General features: G+C 62.5%; 17 protein-coding genes and 1 tRNA gene. 7 read left to right on the top strand and 11 right to left on the bottom strand.

Annotated features, from left to right (window positions below; translation table 11 throughout):
• Position 1 precedes the first annotated feature (1 nt).
• Complete coding sequence (gene efp, locus BM374_RS30910) at positions 2-568, bottom strand: elongation factor P (RefSeq protein WP_092301496.1); 567 nt, start codon at positions 566-568, stop codon at positions 2-4.
• 162 nt (positions 569-730) lie between these two features.
• Between efp and epmA the strand changes: the two genes are divergently transcribed.
• Genes epmA through BM374_RS30895 form a run of 3 tightly spaced genes read left to right on the top strand, consistent with a single transcriptional unit; the run spans position 731 to position 3,171 of the window.
• A complete protein-coding gene (epmA, locus tag BM374_RS30905) occupies positions 731-1,783 on the top strand; it encodes an EF-P lysine aminoacylase EpmA (RefSeq protein ID WP_092301493.1) in 1,053 nt (350 codons plus the stop codon).
• Positions 1,780-2,874, top strand: a complete 1,095-nt coding sequence (locus BM374_RS30900; protein WP_092301491.1) for a lysine-2,3-aminomutase-like protein — start codon at positions 1,780-1,782, stop codon at positions 2,872-2,874. Before epmA ends, BM374_RS30900 begins: the two co-directional genes overlap by 4 nt.
• Positions 2,875-2,919: 45 nt before the next feature.
• Positions 2,920-3,171, top strand: coding sequence for a hypothetical protein (locus tag BM374_RS30895; protein ID WP_092301695.1), 252 nt, complete (start codon positions 2,920-2,922; stop codon positions 3,169-3,171).
• Between the two features lie 69 nt (positions 3,172-3,240).
• Here BM374_RS30895 and BM374_RS30890 read toward each other — a convergent pair whose 3' ends face one another.
• The 5 genes from BM374_RS30890 to BM374_RS30870 form a co-directional block, all read right to left on the bottom strand.
• Positions 3,241-4,326: a 3-deoxy-7-phosphoheptulonate synthase gene (locus BM374_RS30890; protein ID WP_092301488.1), complete on the bottom strand. Its 1,086-nt coding sequence runs from the start codon at positions 4,324-4,326 to the stop codon at positions 3,241-3,243.
• 234 nt (positions 4,327-4,560) lie between these two features.
• Positions 4,561-5,139: an HdeD family acid-resistance protein gene (locus BM374_RS30885; protein ID WP_092301485.1), complete on the bottom strand. Its 579-nt coding sequence runs from the start codon at positions 5,137-5,139 to the stop codon at positions 4,561-4,563.
• Between the two features lie 69 nt (positions 5,140-5,208).
• On the bottom strand, positions 5,209-6,249 hold the full coding sequence (locus tag BM374_RS30880) for a PrsW family glutamic-type intramembrane protease (RefSeq protein WP_092301482.1): 1,041 nt from the start codon (positions 6,247-6,249) through the stop codon (positions 5,209-5,211).
• A 249-nt stretch (positions 6,250-6,498) separates the two neighbouring features.
• Positions 6,499-6,741, bottom strand: a complete 243-nt coding sequence (locus BM374_RS30875; RefSeq protein WP_092301479.1) for a hypothetical protein — start codon at positions 6,739-6,741, stop codon at positions 6,499-6,501.
• A 104-nt stretch (positions 6,742-6,845) separates the two neighbouring features.
• Positions 6,846-7,472, bottom strand: coding sequence for a PilZ domain-containing protein (locus BM374_RS30870; RefSeq protein ID WP_092301476.1), 627 nt, complete (start codon positions 7,470-7,472; stop codon positions 6,846-6,848).
• A 407-nt stretch (positions 7,473-7,879) separates the two neighbouring features.
• Here BM374_RS30870 and BM374_RS30865 point away from each other — a divergent pair, with 407 nt between their 5' ends.
• Complete coding sequence (locus BM374_RS30865; RefSeq protein WP_177248662.1) at positions 7,880-9,325, top strand: glycosyltransferase; 1,446 nt, start codon at positions 7,880-7,882, stop codon at positions 9,323-9,325.
• A 24-nt stretch (positions 9,326-9,349) separates the two neighbouring features.
• A complete protein-coding gene (locus tag BM374_RS30860) occupies positions 9,350-10,993 on the top strand; it encodes a hypothetical protein (protein ID WP_092301471.1) in 1,644 nt (547 codons plus the stop codon).
• 10 nt (positions 10,994-11,003) lie between these two features.
• Here BM374_RS30860 and BM374_RS30855 read toward each other — a convergent pair.
• Positions 11,004-11,078 (bottom strand) — tRNA-Glu (locus BM374_RS30855).
• Between the two features lie 226 nt (positions 11,079-11,304).
• On the opposite strand from BM374_RS30855, the gene BM374_RS30850 reads away from it, so the two are divergent.
• Together BM374_RS30850 and BM374_RS30845 are read left to right on the top strand one after the other, a co-directional pair.
• Complete coding sequence (locus BM374_RS30850) at positions 11,305-11,559, top strand: PilZ domain-containing protein (RefSeq protein ID WP_092301468.1); 255 nt, start codon at positions 11,305-11,307, stop codon at positions 11,557-11,559.
• A 52-nt stretch (positions 11,560-11,611) separates the two neighbouring features.
• On the top strand, positions 11,612-11,860 hold the full coding sequence (locus BM374_RS30845) for a hypothetical protein (protein ID WP_092301692.1): 249 nt from the start codon (positions 11,612-11,614) through the stop codon (positions 11,858-11,860).
• Between the two features lie 122 nt (positions 11,861-11,982).
• On the opposite strand, the gene BM374_RS30840 is transcribed toward BM374_RS30845, so the two are convergent.
• The 4 genes from BM374_RS30840 to BM374_RS30825 all read right to left on the bottom strand — a co-directional run bounded on the left by BM374_RS30840 (position 11,983) and on the right by BM374_RS30825 (position 14,607).
• Positions 11,983-12,621 carry a glutathione S-transferase family protein gene (locus BM374_RS30840; protein ID WP_092301463.1) on the bottom strand — a complete coding sequence of 213 codons (639 nt, stop codon included), beginning with the start codon at positions 12,619-12,621 and terminating at the stop codon, positions 11,983-11,985.
• 319 nt (positions 12,622-12,940) lie between these two features.
• The gene (locus BM374_RS30835; protein ID WP_092301460.1) at positions 12,941-13,393 is read right to left on the bottom strand and encodes a VOC family protein; all 453 of its coding nucleotides are present in this window, start codon (positions 13,391-13,393) and stop codon (positions 12,941-12,943) included.
• Between the two features lie 96 nt (positions 13,394-13,489).
• Positions 13,490-13,936 (bottom strand): pentapeptide repeat-containing protein, encoded by a 447-nt coding sequence (locus BM374_RS40330; RefSeq protein WP_502689471.1) that lies wholly within the window; start codon positions 13,934-13,936, stop codon positions 13,490-13,492.
• Entirely contained in the window at positions 13,858-14,607 is a 750-nt protein-coding gene (locus BM374_RS30825; RefSeq protein ID WP_092301454.1) for a pentapeptide repeat-containing protein, read from the bottom strand. The genes BM374_RS40330 and BM374_RS30825 overlap by 79 nt, the downstream gene beginning before the upstream one ends.
• Positions 14,608-14,773 lie beyond the last annotated feature (166 nt).

Here is a 14,773-nt window from a genome sequence, read left to right as displayed (position 1 = left end):
CTTAGTCCTTGGCGCGCTCGGAGTAGGAGCCGTCTTCGGTCATCACCACGATACGGGTGCCGACCGAGATGTGCGGCGGCACGGTGGTGCGGACGCCATTCGAGAGCACAGCCGGCTTGTAGGAGGAAGAAGCGGTCTGGCCCTTGGTCACGGGCTCAGTCTCGACCACTTCCAATGTCACGCGCTGCGGCAACGCGAGCGAGACGACGTTGACGTCGTGCAACGACAGCTTGACGGTCATATCTGGCTGAAGATACGCGGCAGCGTCGCCGACGACGTCCTTGGACACCTGAACCTGATCGTAGGTCTCGGGGTTCATAAAGTGGAAGCCGTCGCCATCTTCATACAGAAAGGTGTAGTTGCGCTCTTCGATCGTGGCCTTTTCGACCTGATCGGTGGTCTTGTAGCGTTCGGAGATCTTTACCCCATCCGAGATTCGGCGCATTTCGATCTGGCTGACCGGAGTACCCTTGCCGGGATGGATGTTCTCGGCGCTCACGACGACATAGAGCTTGCCGTCTTGCTCGATCACGTTGCCCTTGCGAATAGAACTGGCGATGACTCTCAAAGCTATATTTCCTGCTTGCTTGGCCCGGCACCGGCCAGGACGTGGTCAAATCGATGGGGGACTTGGGGCCTCAAATCAGACCTCGGCGCCCGTTTCGGGCCGCAACATACTGATTTTGCCGTTGGATGCCAGCACTTTGCTGGCTGGCGGGGCGGTCGGTTAATGGCTGGGGACAAGCCGATCTCGCCGTTCTGGTCACCCGGAAGGCACCTCGACCGGCGGCCCTTCCTTCAGGCCAGGGGCGCCATTAGCGGGGCTATCAGGGGCTTTTTCGCCGAGCAGGGTTTCGTCGAGGTCGAAACTTCCGTGCTCCAGGTCTCTCCCGGCAACGAGACCCATCTGCACGCGCCCCGGACCGAGATCATGCGGCCGGACGGCAGCCGTGCCAGCCGGTATTTGCGGACCTCGCCCGAATTCGCCTGCAAGAAGCTGCTGGCAGCCGGGGAAGAGCGGATTTTCGAATTCGCCCGGGTCTTCCGTGACCGTGAGCGCGGCGACCTGCATCTGCCCGAATTCACCATGCTCGAGTGGTACCGGGCCGACACCCCCTATGATGCCATCATGGCCGACACCGTGGTCGTCATCGCGACGGCCGCGCAGGCTACCGGGATCGGGACTTTCTCGTTCCGAGGCCGGACCGCCGACCCCTTCGCCGAACCGGAACTGCTGACTGTTGCGGGCGCCTTCGGCCGGTTCGCCGGGATCGACCTGCTGTCGACAATCTCGGGCAACGAGGGTAACCGTGACGCGCTCGCCCAGGCGGCCGGCGGTAAGGTCCGTATCGCCGAGGACGACACCTGGTCAGACATTTTCAGCAAGGTCCTGGTCGAGCATGTCGAGCCGCATCTGGGGCAGGGGCGTTTGACCATTCTGTTCGAATACCCATCTCCCGAGGCGGCGCTGGCGCGGGTGAAGGCTGGCGATCCCAGGGTCGCCGAGCGGTTCGAGGTCTACGCCTGCGGCGTCGAGCTCGCCAACGGCTTTGGCGAACTCACCGACGCCGAGGAGCAGCGCAAGCGCTTCATGGAGGCCATGACGGAGAAGCAGCGCCGCTACGGCGAGACCTATCCGCTGGACGAGGACTTTTTGGCCGCGGTCGCCGCCATGCCGGAGGCGAGTGGCGTCGCGCTCGGGTTCGACCGGCTGGTGATGCTGGCAAGCGGCGCAACACGGATCGATCAGGTGGTGTGGACGCCGCCTGCGGGTGAGAGATGACGAAAACCAATCTTGCACGAACATTGCGTGAGCCGGCCGAACTCGTAGCCACGGACCTCGCGCCCGCGACTTCACTGCCCGCGCTCGAGCGAGTTGCTGCGCGTTATGCGGTTGCGATCACGCCTGCGCTGGTCGAACTGATCGACACCTCGGATCCCGACGACCCCATTGCCCGTCAGTTCGTTCCGACGGCCGCGGAGCTCGAGATGCAACCGGGCGAGGACGCCGATCCGATCGGAGATCATCCGCATTCGCCGGTTCCAGGGATCGTGCATCGTTATCCCGACCGTGTGCTGTTCAAGCTCGTTCACGTCTGCGCGGTCTACTGCCGTTTCTGTTTCCGCCGCGAGATGGTGGGCCCCGGCAACGAGAACGCACTCTCGGACGGCGCCTATCGCGCGGCGATCGACTACATCCGCGCGCATAGCGAGATCTGGGAGGTGATCCTGACCGGAGGGGATCCCCTGATGCTGTCGCCACGTCGGATGAGCGAGATCATGGCTGATCTCGCTGCGATCGAACACGTCAAGATCATCCGTCTTCACACCCGCGTGCCTGTGGCTGAACCCTCGCGCATCTCTGACGAGATGGTGGCTGCGCTGAAAGTCGAGGGCGCCACCACCTGGGTCGCGCTGCATGCCAACCATGCGCGCGAGCTGACGGGGCCGGCCCGCGCCGCCTGCGCGCAACTGGTCGATGCCGGCATTCCCATGGTGAGCCAGTCGGTGCTGTTGCGCGGCGTCAATGACAGCGCCACGGCTTTGTCGGATTTGATGCGGGCTTTCGTCGAGTGCCGCATCAAGCCGTACTACCTGCATCATGGCGATCTCGCGCCGGGTACCGCGCATCTGCGAACGACCCTGGCGCATGGGCAGGACTTGATGCGGGAGCTGCGTGGACGGGTGTCAGGACTGTGTCAGCCGGAATACGTGATCGATATCCCCGGCGGCGCCGGCAAATCCCCGGTGGGGCCGAATTATGTGTTGGCGGCACAAAATACCGCAGCCGATGGCGGTGATGCGGTGACCGAAACGCGCTATCGTATCATCGATTATTGCGGCGACGTTCATCTCTATCCGCCCGAGACCTGAATGGTCGCGGAGGACACGTCGGGCTTGAGGAATGGAGGATCGAACATGAAGAAGATCATGGTGGCAGCATCGCTCGTGGTCTTGCTCGGCGGTATGGCGATTGCCCAACCCGCCACCAAGGGATCGCCCTCGGGCGGGGCCACGTCGGGAACGGTGCCGCAGGCGCCTGTCGGTCATCGCCAGCCGCGCGCGGGCGATGTGCCGAGCGAAAAGACTCTGAGCGATCCGAACAATCCCGTGAACAAGGAAGACGCTCTGCTCGACAAGAAGATCAAGAGCATCTGCCGCGGCTGCTAGACCAGAGCGCGAATTCGGAGCGACGGGCAGGGCGCGAACAGCATCGCCCCGCCCCCCTTTGACCCCGTTCTATGCAGAGCGCTCGTGTCGTCCGGCGCGCGCGGCGTTGCGACGGATCTCGACGGAATCGGCGAGCTGCTCGAGCACGCCTGCAGTGGTCGCCCAATCGATGCATCCATCGGTGATGCTCTGGCCGTACACGAGCGGCTTGCCCGCCACGACATCCTGGCGGCCGGCGACGAGGTTGCTCTCGATCATCACACCCATGATGCGGTTCTCGCCGCCGGAGATCTGGCCCGCGATGTCAGCACTGACCAGCGGCTGGTTCTCCGGCTTCTTGCTCGAATTGGCATGGCTTGCATCCACCATCACCAGCGGCGCGACGCCGGATTTTGCGAGCTCGTTGCAGGCCGCCGCGACGCTCGCCGCGTCGAAGTTCGGCTTAGCTCCGCCGCGCAGGATGATGTGACAGTCCCCATTGCCCGCGGTCGAGGCGATCGCTGAGCGGCCGAGTTTTGTGACAGCCATGAAATGATGCGGATGCGAGGCCGACTTCACCGCATCCGCGGCGATACGAACATTGCCATCGGTGCCGTTCTTGAAGCCGACCGGGCAGGACAGCCCCGAAGCCAGCTCGCGGTGAATCTGGCTTTCGGTCGTGCGCGCGCCGATCGCGGCCCAGGAGACGAGATCCGCAATGTATTGCGGCGTCGTCATGTCCAGGAATTCGGTGCCGGCGGGCAGGCCGAGATTGTTGATGGCTGACAGCACGTTGCGCGCGAGCCGCAGGCCTTTGTTGATGTCGAAGCTGCCGTCGAGATCGGGATCGTTGATGAGGCCCTTCCAGCCGACCGTGGTGCGAGGCTTCTCGAAATAGACCCGCATCACGATCTCGAGCTGATCGGCGAGATCCTCGCGCAATTTGGCAAGACGCTCGGCGTAGTCGAGCGCAGCCCTGGGATCATGCACCGAACAGGGGCCGACCACGACCAAAAGCCGGTCGTCCTGGCCATTGAGAATGGCGTGAATGGCGTTACGGGCTGCCATCACCACGCGGGTGGCCGTGAGGGTGCGCGGGACTTCCCGCATCACATCCTCAGGCGTGCTCAGCTCTTTCAGTTCGCGGATACGAAGATCATCAGTCGTGCTCAGCACGGCGGGCTCCTGTCATTTTGAGGACCTGCCGGCCAATAAAAAAGCCGCCAGGTCTGGCGGCTGTTCGGACGTTTGCTTCAATATTTCAGATTGAGCGCGATCCTCCTGCCGCCAGCGAGCTGTCGTAGCTAAAGTACCAAAAATAGCTGGTGGCGACGGTGATCATGGCAGCCGATATAGCGCGCCATTGGCGCCTTGTCACCCCCCAATCGGCGTGAGGTGCTCCGGAGCACCTCAACTGTTGCTTTTGCGCGCGGCCAGGGCCATGCCGATCATGGTGGCGCCGCCGAACAGCAGATTGATACCGACGAGCACGCCGATGGCCCATTCCGCCGAGCTCGGCAGTCCCATGATCACCATGAACGCAATCGCGATGTCGACGAGGCCCGAGATCAGGAGCCACGACCAGCGGCCGCTGAGCTCGCGACGGTGCTCGAGCGCATACATGATGGTGGTGACGCCCTCGGCGAGGAAATAGGCGCCGAGCACGATGGTCAGCGTCAGCACGGCCTGCATCGGGCGAGCCAGGAGGAGCATGCCGGTCAGCGTTGCAAGGGCCGCCGAGACCAGCGACCACCAGAAGCCCGGTGCGTGGCGCGCCCAATAGGTTGCGATCAGTCCGCCGATGCCGCTGACCAGAAACATCCAGCCCAGGAAGATCGCGGTCGCCAGGCTTGCGAGCGGCGGCAGGATCAGCGCGGCAACACCGAGGATGGCGAGCAAAATGCCCTCGAACAGGAAGGCTTTCCAATGCGCCTTCACTGTCTGGCTCATCGCAGATTGCAGCCGTGAAAAATCTTCAGGCGATGTCATGACCAGACTCCGGATCGAAATGTGTGCGTTCAATCTAGCGTGCGCACACTGCGGTTGCCATGCCGTGGATCAACCGCTGCCGTGCGCTGACGAAAATCCTTCCCCAGTGGTGCGGATGCGATTGCGGCCGAGAATGTAGATCGCGGTCGTGACGACCAGGAGCGCAAGGCCGAGCAGGATCGAGACGAAGCCTATCGGGATCAATGCCAGCGTCAAATTGCGCTCGGGGTTGATGAGCCAGTGGTGGATCGAGGTCAGCACGAAGGCGAGACCAAGGAAGCCGATGCCGCCGCCGGCGAGCAGCAACGCCCACATTCGCCGCAATTGGCTAAGCCTTTCCCGCGCGATATCGGTCCGCGGCGCGTGGTGACGCGCGACGCGGCGCACCAGGCGGATGGCAAAGGCGATCGAGCTGAAGCCGATCAGCAGGCTAGCGCCGCCCAGCCACATCCGCAGCGTCGGATCGAGATCCGGCATCTTTTGCAGGGCGAGCAGCGGGAAGTCGAAGGCCGAATGCAGCGCCAGTGGGCCCGCGAAGATCAGCAGCCGGCTGGAGAGGCGGGCCCAGTCGCGGTGATGGCGGTTCGCACCCAGCGCCGTGCCGGCGCGCGCAATCGTCAGATAGGCTCCAGCGATGATGCCGAGCGCGCCGTGGAACGGGACGGTGAGCACGCTGCGCAGTGCCGCCAGCGACCGCCACATCTCGGCGTGCTGCACCAGATAAGCGAGGTTTTCGTAAGCCGCAAAGCCCAGGCCGACGGCAGCGCCATAGACCACGGTGTCCATCGGGTTGGCGAAGGTCCGCCGCTTGGTCGAGGAGACCAGCACGATCGCGATGACCTTCACGGCCTCCTCGGGCAGCGCGACGCCGAAGACGGAATGCATGGCGAGCGCCGTCCAGGGATTGTCGGGCGCTGCCACCATCTTGGCGAAAGGGGCCCGGGCAAGGCCCAGCAGTGAGATGGTGGCCGCGCCAAGCAGGAAGGCAGTCCAGACCTGGGCCGGTGGACCAGGGCGTTCTTCGGCGGCAATGACGAGCCACAGCATCAATAGTGCCGGGGCGATGGCGGCCGTTCCGATGACGGTGGGCAATGCTTCAATCAGGTACATCGGCGCCGAAAATAGGTTCCCTTGGTCCGGTTATCTACGTCCACCGATGCGACCATGTGTCATGCACTCGCTGTCCCCTCGCTTAACAAGCGCGACAGCTCGCGTTCATCAATCCCGGCCGTTGGGGCAGAATGCAAGCACAATCAATCGTATGGCAGAGCCTCTTCGCTATCCATGGTAGCGATCGCCGCCGTGCCTGCAGACGGCGATTGCCAAGTCGGATCAACGAAATACGCAGGCTTCTTCGATTTAGTGGGCGGTGAGGGGCGACGGTGCGTCGGGCGCAACATCGAAGGCGCCGAGACGGAATTCCTCGCCGATCAATTCATCGGGGGCATCATGTTGCGCGACCAATGTGAACGCCGCCTGCGGGTATTGCTTCCAGATTTCGAGATCGCCGGCTGTGATGGTGAGCCAGCCGAACGTGTACATGTAGCGCCCGGGCTCGGTGACCCGGCCGACCCTGTCCCAAGTGATTTTGTTGACTGCCATTCGGTCCCCCGATCGCAAGTCAGCGATGGCGCCCGCCGGTGGCGCGGACGTGCTTCAAGGCTGATCCCGCAATGGGGCGGCGGTAGGGCAGCGTTGGGAGGGGCTTAGGCGGACTGCAGCAAGGGCTGGCGCACGATCAGGCGGACAAGGTCTTCGCGCTGCTGCTTTTCGGCGAATTTGACCGCAAAGCCATTGTCGAATTTGCGGATGACGCGCCCGACGCAGGCCCCGACCGCCAGCGCCGTTCCGATCGGCGGATCGTATTCGCAGGAGATCGCGACGCCGGCCGTGGAGACGTCAATGATGAAGCAGGAATAGCTGCTGCCGTCGGCGAGTGTCAGGACGCTGTGCGAGGCTTGTGGGACGAAGCGCGAGTCGCGTCGCAGCTCCCGGACGCTGTCGTCCTTCTGCTTTTTTTCGAGCCAGGTCAGCTTTTCCGACATCCAGGCGCGACGCGCGCGCGTCATTTCGAGCTCCATCAGGAAGCCCGACTTTAGTGTCGCACTGATGGTGCATTGGAATTCGCCGAAATCCTGGAAATAGGAGGTCACGCGCTCGCCGATTTTGCCGACGACCGGTACGTCCACGATCATGCGGAACGGCGAAACGCGCTTGGTGCGGCACGCGAAATTTCGCAGCTTGCCCTCGCAATCGTACCAGCGATGCAGCGAATAGCTGCCGCTCACGCTTACGTCCACTGCACGCTGCCTGAGGAACTCTGCGACCGACATTAAGCGCCAATTCGTGGTTCTGATTGTTTCCGTAGTTTCACGGTAGCGGTCAAATTCTAAGCAAATGATATCGGCGCTCAGGAGCGGGGGTAAATTTCCGGTTAATGGAGCGAACGATAGGGGTCCCGGGGGGCGGCGACAAAACGTCCCGGTTACTAGGCGCGTAGAGCCAGGTCATTGCGCCCGCTTCAGCAGTTGCGGCCTGGCCAGATCGCACCCGGCGTATCCGGTACCCCTTCGACGGTCCCCTGTTGATCTCGCTGCCCAGTTGCGCTTGAGTACCGCGGGGTCTGGGGGACCATGTTGATGTCTGTTGTCTTGGCTGCGGCGTCTTGCGCCGCCGCGTTCGATTTTTTGATTGATTTCAGTTCGAGCAGGCTCGGCGAGGCCTGCGTGTTGCCATGGACATGACCGTCATGTCCGGCTGCCTGTCTCCGCGGAAAGCAGGCATTCTCGATCACGCTGACCGGATCGCCGCGGATCGCGCGTCATGGCGCGAGAAGAACAGTTTTTTCCATGACGAGGATGAACGCTATCTCCGGTTTCTGATCCCACCGGGAAGTCGCGTCCTCGACATCGGATGCGGCATTGGCGATACGCTCGCAAGCCTCGCGCCGTCGCAGGGCGTCGGGGTCGATTTTTGTGGCAAGCAGATCGCGATCGCGCGCCAGCGCCACCCCGATCTCACTTTCGTCGAAGGCGATGCCGAGGATCCCCTAACGCTCGATGCGCTGCAGGGTCCGTTCGACTATATCCTCGTCCTCGATACGATCGGTTCGTTGGAGGATTGTCAGAGGTTCATCGCCCTGCTGCATCCGCTCTGCACGCGGGATACGCGGCTGGTGATCGGTTATTTCTCGCATCTCTGGTATCCCTTGTTGAAATTCGCCGAGCTTGTCGGTTTGCGGATGTCTCAGCCGGATCAGAACGTGCTGTCGCCGTCCGACTTGCGCGGTCTCGCCCGACTTGCGGATTTCGATCCGGTGAAGTCGGAGCAGCGTGTGCTCTCGCCGGTGCGGATGTTCGGGTTCGGGCGCTTCCTCAATCGTTTCGTCAGCGTGCTGCCGGGAATCCGCCAGCTGGCGCTTCGGCACTATCTGGTGGCGCGCTCCAACCGCAAAGCGAGCGAAGAATTCGCTTCGGCCACAGTCGTCATCCCGGCGCGCAACGAGCGCGGCAATATCGAGCCTGCGGTCCAGCGCATCCCCGACTTTTGCAGCGATATCGAGATCATCTTCATCGAGGGCCATAGCCGGGACGGGACCTTCGAGGAGATGGAGCGGGTCAAGCAGGCGTACCCGTCCAAGGACATCAAGGTGATGCGCCAGCCCGGCAAGGGCAAAGCCGATGCCGTCTTCACCGCTTTCGACGCAGCCCGTGGTGACGTGCTGATGATTCTCGATGCCGACCTGACGATGCCGCCGGAGCAGCTTCCGAAATTCGCCGAAGCGCTGCTGTCGGGCAAGGGCGAGTTCGTCAATGGATCGCGTCTGGTCTATCCCATGGACGACGGCGCGATGCGTTTCCTCAACCTGCTCGCCAACAAGACCTTTTCCTATCTGTTCTCCTGGCTGCTCAATCAGCGCTACACCGATACGCTATGCGGCACCAAGGTCCTGCGCCGCAGCGACTATCAGCGCCTGAAGACCGGTAAGGCCTATTTCGGGGATTTCGATCCGTTCGGCGATTTCGACCTGATCTTCGGCGCATCGAAGCTCAATCTGAAATCCGTGGATCTCCCGATCCGTTACGCTGCGCGCACGTACGGTGAGACCCAGATCTCCAGGTTTCGCCATGGCTGGATGCTGCTGAAGATGGTGGCTTTTGCCTTCCTCAAGATCAAGGCGATCTAGAGAAGCGGAAGCCACGGTACGACAATGATCTCACACGCTTCCTATTTCGCCGACGTGCGCACCAAACGGTGGGTGAGAACGCTACTCGTCCTCATCGTGCCGTCGCTGTATCTGGCGGCGACGCTGCTCTATTCCGACTGGCAGGCAGTGTGGGGTGTCCAGGTCGATCCGGAATCGGCCTACACCATGAACGGGCTGGCGGCGGCGGCCGGATACGGCTCGCTGAAGTTCGATCACCCGGGAACGACGACGACGCTGCTCGTCGAATTGATCGTCAGGAGCTGGAGCCTGATCGCCCGGGCCGACGATATCGTTGCGTTCGGGCTCCGACACTACGACGCAATCACGTGGGTGGCGCGCACCAGCGAGGCGCTGGTGCTTGCCGGCGCGTTGCTTGCGGGCGGGCTCATGGTCGAGAGAACAACACAGGGCGCGATCGCCGCGATGCTGTTTCAGGCCGGCGCGTTCGTGCACCCCGATACGTTTCATTTCCAGACGGTGCTTGCGCCGGAAAGCCTGATGGCCGCCATCGCGCTATTCGGGATGGCGATCGTGATCAAGGCTGCGCTCGATACCAATCCGCCGACGACCGGCCTCGGTGTCGTGTCCGGATTGACCTTCGCGCTCGGGTTCTCGACTAAATATCTCTATCTGCCGCAGGCGCTGTTCGCCGTGTGCCTGCTGAGAAACAGGCGGGCTTTCGCTGCCGCCATGATCACCGGGGCGATCGGCTTTGTTGGCTTCAACCTGATCTTCAATCCAGGAACGATTACACGCGGGTTCGGGTGGCTTGTACAGATCGCCACCCACAAGGGCCATTACGGCGAAGGCGAGGCGGGTTTCATCGATTTCGGAATGTTCTGGTCGAACATGCGCGAGCTTGCCGTTTCGGCGCCGCTCGTGCTCGGCGTATACGTCGCAGCGGCGGGCACTACGCTGGCCTGGTGCGTCAAAAGCAGGAGCTGGCGCGATCCGGTCAGCCTGACGCTCGGGGCCGCCGTCCTGATCTATGCCGCGTACCTCGTGGCGACGTCGAAACATTATGCGCTTCACTACATGCTGGTGCCGTGGGTCCAGACCGGGGGCGTGCTGGTCCTGGTCGTGGTGCAGCTCAGGCGGCTGGCTCCGATGGCTTCCCCGGCGGCGCTGAACCTCGTTGCGGGCAGCCTGTGCGCAGTCACGGGCGCGGTGACCCTGATCGACGCCCGCGCTACGGCGTTGCAGTCGTCTGCCTTGAACGCGATCGGCGCGAGGCTCTCGAAGGCCGTGGTCGCGGCCGGTCCGGCCTGCGCCAATGTCTCCGGCATGTTCGTGCGCGCGCCGGAGAACGACATGAACCACGGCTGGGACATGACGCTGCAGCTCTGGGGCGACCGGGCGATGCGGGAAAGGTTTTCCGTGGCCTATGCCCGCGCCTTCACGGTGCCGCTGCTGGACCACAACACCTATACGCACGTGTTGAAGAACAACTTTCGTCCTTACACCTACGCGAAGCTCGCTGCGGACTATCCCTGCATCGTTGTCCGCTCGGCGGTGGCGCTCGACGCCGAAAATGCAATCGGGCTGCTGGCGCTCAATCCGGACCATTGCGTGATCGAGGGGATCCACGTCTACACGGTCGGGCTCGCCTGCGCGAAGGTGCAGGGCAGCTTCCTGGGGGAACGGTGACGGGACTGCGTGGCGCTCCCTAGCGGAATCGAACCGCTCTCTCCACCGTGAAAGGGTGGCGTCCTAACCGATAGACGAAGGGAGCAAACGCCGGGCCTGATAGCACGTGGCGACAGGCCCGCTGGCCGTCCGAGTCGTGCCGGCGGCTTGCAGCGGGCGAACGTATAGTGGCCTTTGGCCCCTTGGGCAAGCCGTTCCGGAACGCTCTTTGCGCGACGGTGGATAGCCTGCCCCCGGGACTATTCGGGCCGTGATTTCAACCGTTTCTTAGGGTTCCCTGGGCTAGCGCTGGCGCGGGAGATTTTTCGCCGATGCCACCGCCCAAGAAGCGCGCAGCCCGCAAATTGCTGTCGCAGCACGCCTGGATCACGCTCGACGGCGGATTCGCGGCGCGGCATTGCCTGGTCCAGGACATCTCGGACTCGGGCGCCCGGATCACCATGGACGAGGATGCGAGCCAGCTTCCGGGCGTGATCCGGATGGCCTTTGCGCGGGACGCGCGGACCGGGCGGAGCTGCCAGGTGATCTGGCGCCGCGGCAAATCGGCCGGCGTCCGGTTCCTCTAAGGTCCAGGCCGTCCGGATGGCGCCTTCTGCCGGTCCGGGCTACAAGGCGGGCATGCGCCTTGCCATCCTCGCCCTGATCTCTCTCGCACTGACCGCCGCGGCCGGAGCCGAGACCTTGCGGCTGCCACCGACCGCCCAAGCGCAGTCCGGCAAGACGCTGCCGCTCAAGGGCGCCGGCTCGGGGTCTGCGAAGGCGAACAGCTGCGCCTCCTATGGCCGGGGCTTCACCATGGTCGAGGCCACCGGGACCTGCGTGAAGATCGGCGGCTCGATCAGCGCCGACACGGCGATCCGGCGCTGAGACAGGGTCTGATCCCAAAAACGCGAAAACAACCCCATGCACAGTAGAAGCCGGGTGCGGCCGATTTGCGCGGCCAGAGCGATTCCGCACGCTCCCACCGCACCTTAATGCGCGTCAGCGGTTCACGACATCGGCGGCGCCACGTGCTGGGCAAATCCGGGCCGCTTGCCGAGCTCGGCGAGCCAGCGCGTCAGGTTCGGCTGCGCCGGCCGGGTGATGCCCTCGACACCGAGCCAGCGCCGCGCATAGGCGCCGACGGCGATATCGGCGAGGGTGAACGCATCGCCCTCCATGAACGGTCGGGTGGACAACAGGCGGTCGGCGATCGCCCAGACCTCGGCGGCGGCGTCGGCATCCTGCTGCACCTTGATCATGTCGCGCTCGGCGGGCGCGGTGCGCACGATGCCCCAGAACACCGGGCGGTCGACCGGCTGCACCGTCGAGAGCGTCCAGTCGAGCCAGCGGTCGACGCCGGCGCGCAGCTTCGGGGCCTCCGGGTAGATCGGCGTGCCGCGTCCGTGCGCAAGGCACAGATAGCGCATGATCGAATTGGATTCCCACAAGCTGAAGTCGCCCTCGACCAGCGTCGGGATCCGCGCATTGGGGTTCATCGCGAGATAGTCGGCCTCGCGCGTCTTGCCGTATTGCATGCCGGCGTCGATGCGCTGATAGGGCAGGCTGAGCTCGGCGAGGCACCACAGCACCTTCTGCACGTTGACCGAATTGGCGCGGCCCCAGATCGTCAGCTGTGTGTCCGGCATCGAGCGTCTCCCGCGACGTTGATTGGCCGTGGGTGATAGCGGAAATCGCTGCAAGCAGGCATGCGCCTTGCCGCGCCCCTCTCATGCAAAAAGCTCCGCTTCGAGGAGCGGAGCTTTCATTGCAGAGCAACCAGCGCGACATCAGCAAGATGCGTTTGCGCTGATATCAGTGGCCGAAGAACAGCCACAACAGAATGATCACCGGGATCGGCACACCCAGCAGCCACAGCAAAATTCCGCGTCCCATCGCGTTCTCCTCCATCAGCATTTGTCGGAGGGACAACACGGGCGAGGCGGCCTTGTTCCTGTGGCGCGGCCGTTACCAATGGCCGGTGTTGGGCATCGAGGCCCACGGCTCCTGCGGCGGCTTCGGCTCGCCCTTCTGCAACAGCTCGATCGAGTGCAGATCGGGCGAGCGGACGAAGGCCATGTTGCCGTCGCGCGGCGGCCGGTTGATGGTGACGCCGGCCTTCTGCAGCTTCTCGCAAGTGGCGTAGATGTCGTCGACCTCATAGGCGAGATGGCCGAAGAAGCGGTCCTCGCCGTATTTCTCCTCGTCCCAATTATAGGTGAGCTCGACCAGCGGCGCGCCGCGCGTCGGCGGCTGCTTCTTCAGCGCCTCGAGATCGTCCGACGAGCACAGGAACACCAGCGTGAAGCGCCCCTTGTCGTTCTCGATCCGCCGCACCTCCTTCAGCCCCAAGGCATCCTGGTAGAACTTCAGCGCGACATCGAGATTGCGCACGCGCAGCATGGTGTGGAGATAACGCATGTTTCTTGCTCCCTTGGTGGACGGAGGGTTTTGCTTTGGGCCGGATCGGCGGGGGAGAGATAGCAGGAAAGTGGGGCGAGGGGCAGGGGGTAGGCGCTATTGGAGCGTTGCTCCCGCTTCAACTGGATTAAACCCTTTTGGCCAAATCGTTCCTGCGTTGTATTTGGCCGCGTTCAGATTCGCTCCGGATAGATTAGCATTAGCGAGGTTTGCCCCAGAAAAATCCGCGCCGAACAAATTTGCATTCTGAAAATCGATATCATTCAGATTGGCGCCACGGAATTTTGCAAACGTTGCGCTGACATTCATAAATTTGCTTGATCTACCTGACATAAGCGTCCGTAGTTCGCCAACGCTGTCGTCGTTGGATGCGCGACCTCGAGCGCGTTGTACCGCATAACAGTCAAATCGCCCCAAATTCGCATTGTCAAAGACCGTAGTGTCAAAGTTTGCATCGGTCGCATCTACGCCGCGAAGGTCCGCATCGACAAATTGAGTTGAGTTCTCATCTTCCGAGAAAACATTGGCCCTAACTCCGCGCAGGTCCGCATCTTTGCGCCAGTAAAATCTGCACCTCCAATTGACGCGTTGGAGAGACGCGCTGATCTCAACCTCGAATTCCGAAGCGATGCAGCAACAAATTGAACTTCTGCAGCGCTTGCGTAGCCTAAATCCGCATCGTCGAGATTAACAAGCATCAGATCCGCTGCCGTTAATCGAGACTCTCTGAGATCAACTCGGAATTTGTCGTGCCCACAGGTGGCAGGTTCACATTGCGCGAAGAATGAGATCGCCCAATTCGAAAGAAGCAGCCGGTTTAGGCGGTGCGATTGATACCAACTTCCCACGCGCCAAAAAGAAGGCGCCTCATAGCTAGGAGCGTTCTGGACGGTGGCAAAATCATTTACGGCTGCTACGAACGCCGGCCGCTGCCCGCCAACCAGGGTAACAAAGCTGGTAAGGCGGAGTGATGCATTGGTCTCACCTCTTTGATAGGCCTCATTGGCGAGCGAGTATATGTAAGCGTATCCGCTTGCGATGATGCTCACAGCAGCCACGGATTTAGAAACGCCTACTGCGACACGCTTCTTCCACCGTGATTGGGCGAACCTCAATGAGCAAAATGTCGACCATGCAGCGCCGGTGGGACGACGGGATACTAGGGCGAGTACGCACGCAAGAATTAGGACTAGTAGCCCGACGATGATCTGCATTGATGGATTTCCTCAGGAAGTTCGACAAGACTCAGCCTGACCGTCAAAGGGTGAAGTATAGCAGTGCGTTCTGCCAAGACGTTGTCCGGGGTGGTCCAGAATTATACGGGCGGCGACAGCGAATCCGCCCGTTGAGGGCCGTCGAACTACGATGACGGTGTACCAA

Source organism: Bradyrhizobium sp. Ghvi, assembly GCF_900115265.1.
In the GTDB taxonomy this organism is placed as follows: Bacteria; Pseudomonadota; Alphaproteobacteria; order Rhizobiales; family Xanthobacteraceae; genus Bradyrhizobium.
This window is presented reverse-complemented; position numbering and strand designations above follow the sequence as displayed.

Bases quoted from the DNA above. Each gene is read 5' to 3' on its own strand.
- epmA (WP_092301493.1), top strand. From the start codon at position 731: ATGGCTGGGGACAAGCCGATCTCGCCGTTCTGGTCACCCGGAAGGCAC.
- BM374_RS30900 (WP_092301491.1), top strand. From the start codon at position 1,780: ATGACGAAAACCAATCTTGCACGAACATTGCGTGAGCCGGCCGAACTC.
- BM374_RS30895 (WP_092301695.1), top strand. From the start codon at position 2,920: ATGAAGAAGATCATGGTGGCAGCATCGCTCGTGGTCTTGCTCGGCGGT.
- BM374_RS30885 (WP_092301485.1), bottom strand. From the start codon at position 5,139: ATGACATCGCCTGAAGATTTTTCACGGCTGCAATCTGCGATGAGCCAG.
- BM374_RS30880 (WP_092301482.1), bottom strand. From the start codon at position 6,249: ATGTACCTGATTGAAGCATTGCCCACCGTCATCGGAACGGCCGCCATC.
- BM374_RS30875 (WP_092301479.1), bottom strand. From the start codon at position 6,741: ATGGCAGTCAACAAAATCACTTGGGACAGGGTCGGCCGGGTCACCGAG.
- BM374_RS30870 (WP_092301476.1), bottom strand. From the start codon at position 7,472: ATGTCGGTCGCAGAGTTCCTCAGGCAGCGTGCAGTGGACGTAAGCGTG.
- BM374_RS30865 (WP_177248662.1), top strand. From the start codon at position 7,880: ATGACCGTCATGTCCGGCTGCCTGTCTCCGCGGAAAGCAGGCATTCTC.
- BM374_RS30860 (WP_092301471.1), top strand. From the start codon at position 9,350: ATGATCTCACACGCTTCCTATTTCGCCGACGTGCGCACCAAACGGTGG.
- BM374_RS30850 (WP_092301468.1), top strand. From the start codon at position 11,305: ATGCCACCGCCCAAGAAGCGCGCAGCCCGCAAATTGCTGTCGCAGCAC.
- BM374_RS30845 (WP_092301692.1), top strand. From the start codon at position 11,612: ATGCGCCTTGCCATCCTCGCCCTGATCTCTCTCGCACTGACCGCCGCG.
- BM374_RS30840 (WP_092301463.1), bottom strand. From the start codon at position 12,621: ATGCCGGACACACAGCTGACGATCTGGGGCCGCGCCAATTCGGTCAAC.
- BM374_RS30835 (WP_092301460.1), bottom strand. From the start codon at position 13,393: ATGCGTTATCTCCACACCATGCTGCGCGTGCGCAATCTCGATGTCGCG.
- BM374_RS30825 (WP_092301454.1), bottom strand. From the start codon at position 14,607: ATGCAGATCATCGTCGGGCTACTAGTCCTAATTCTTGCGTGCGTACTC.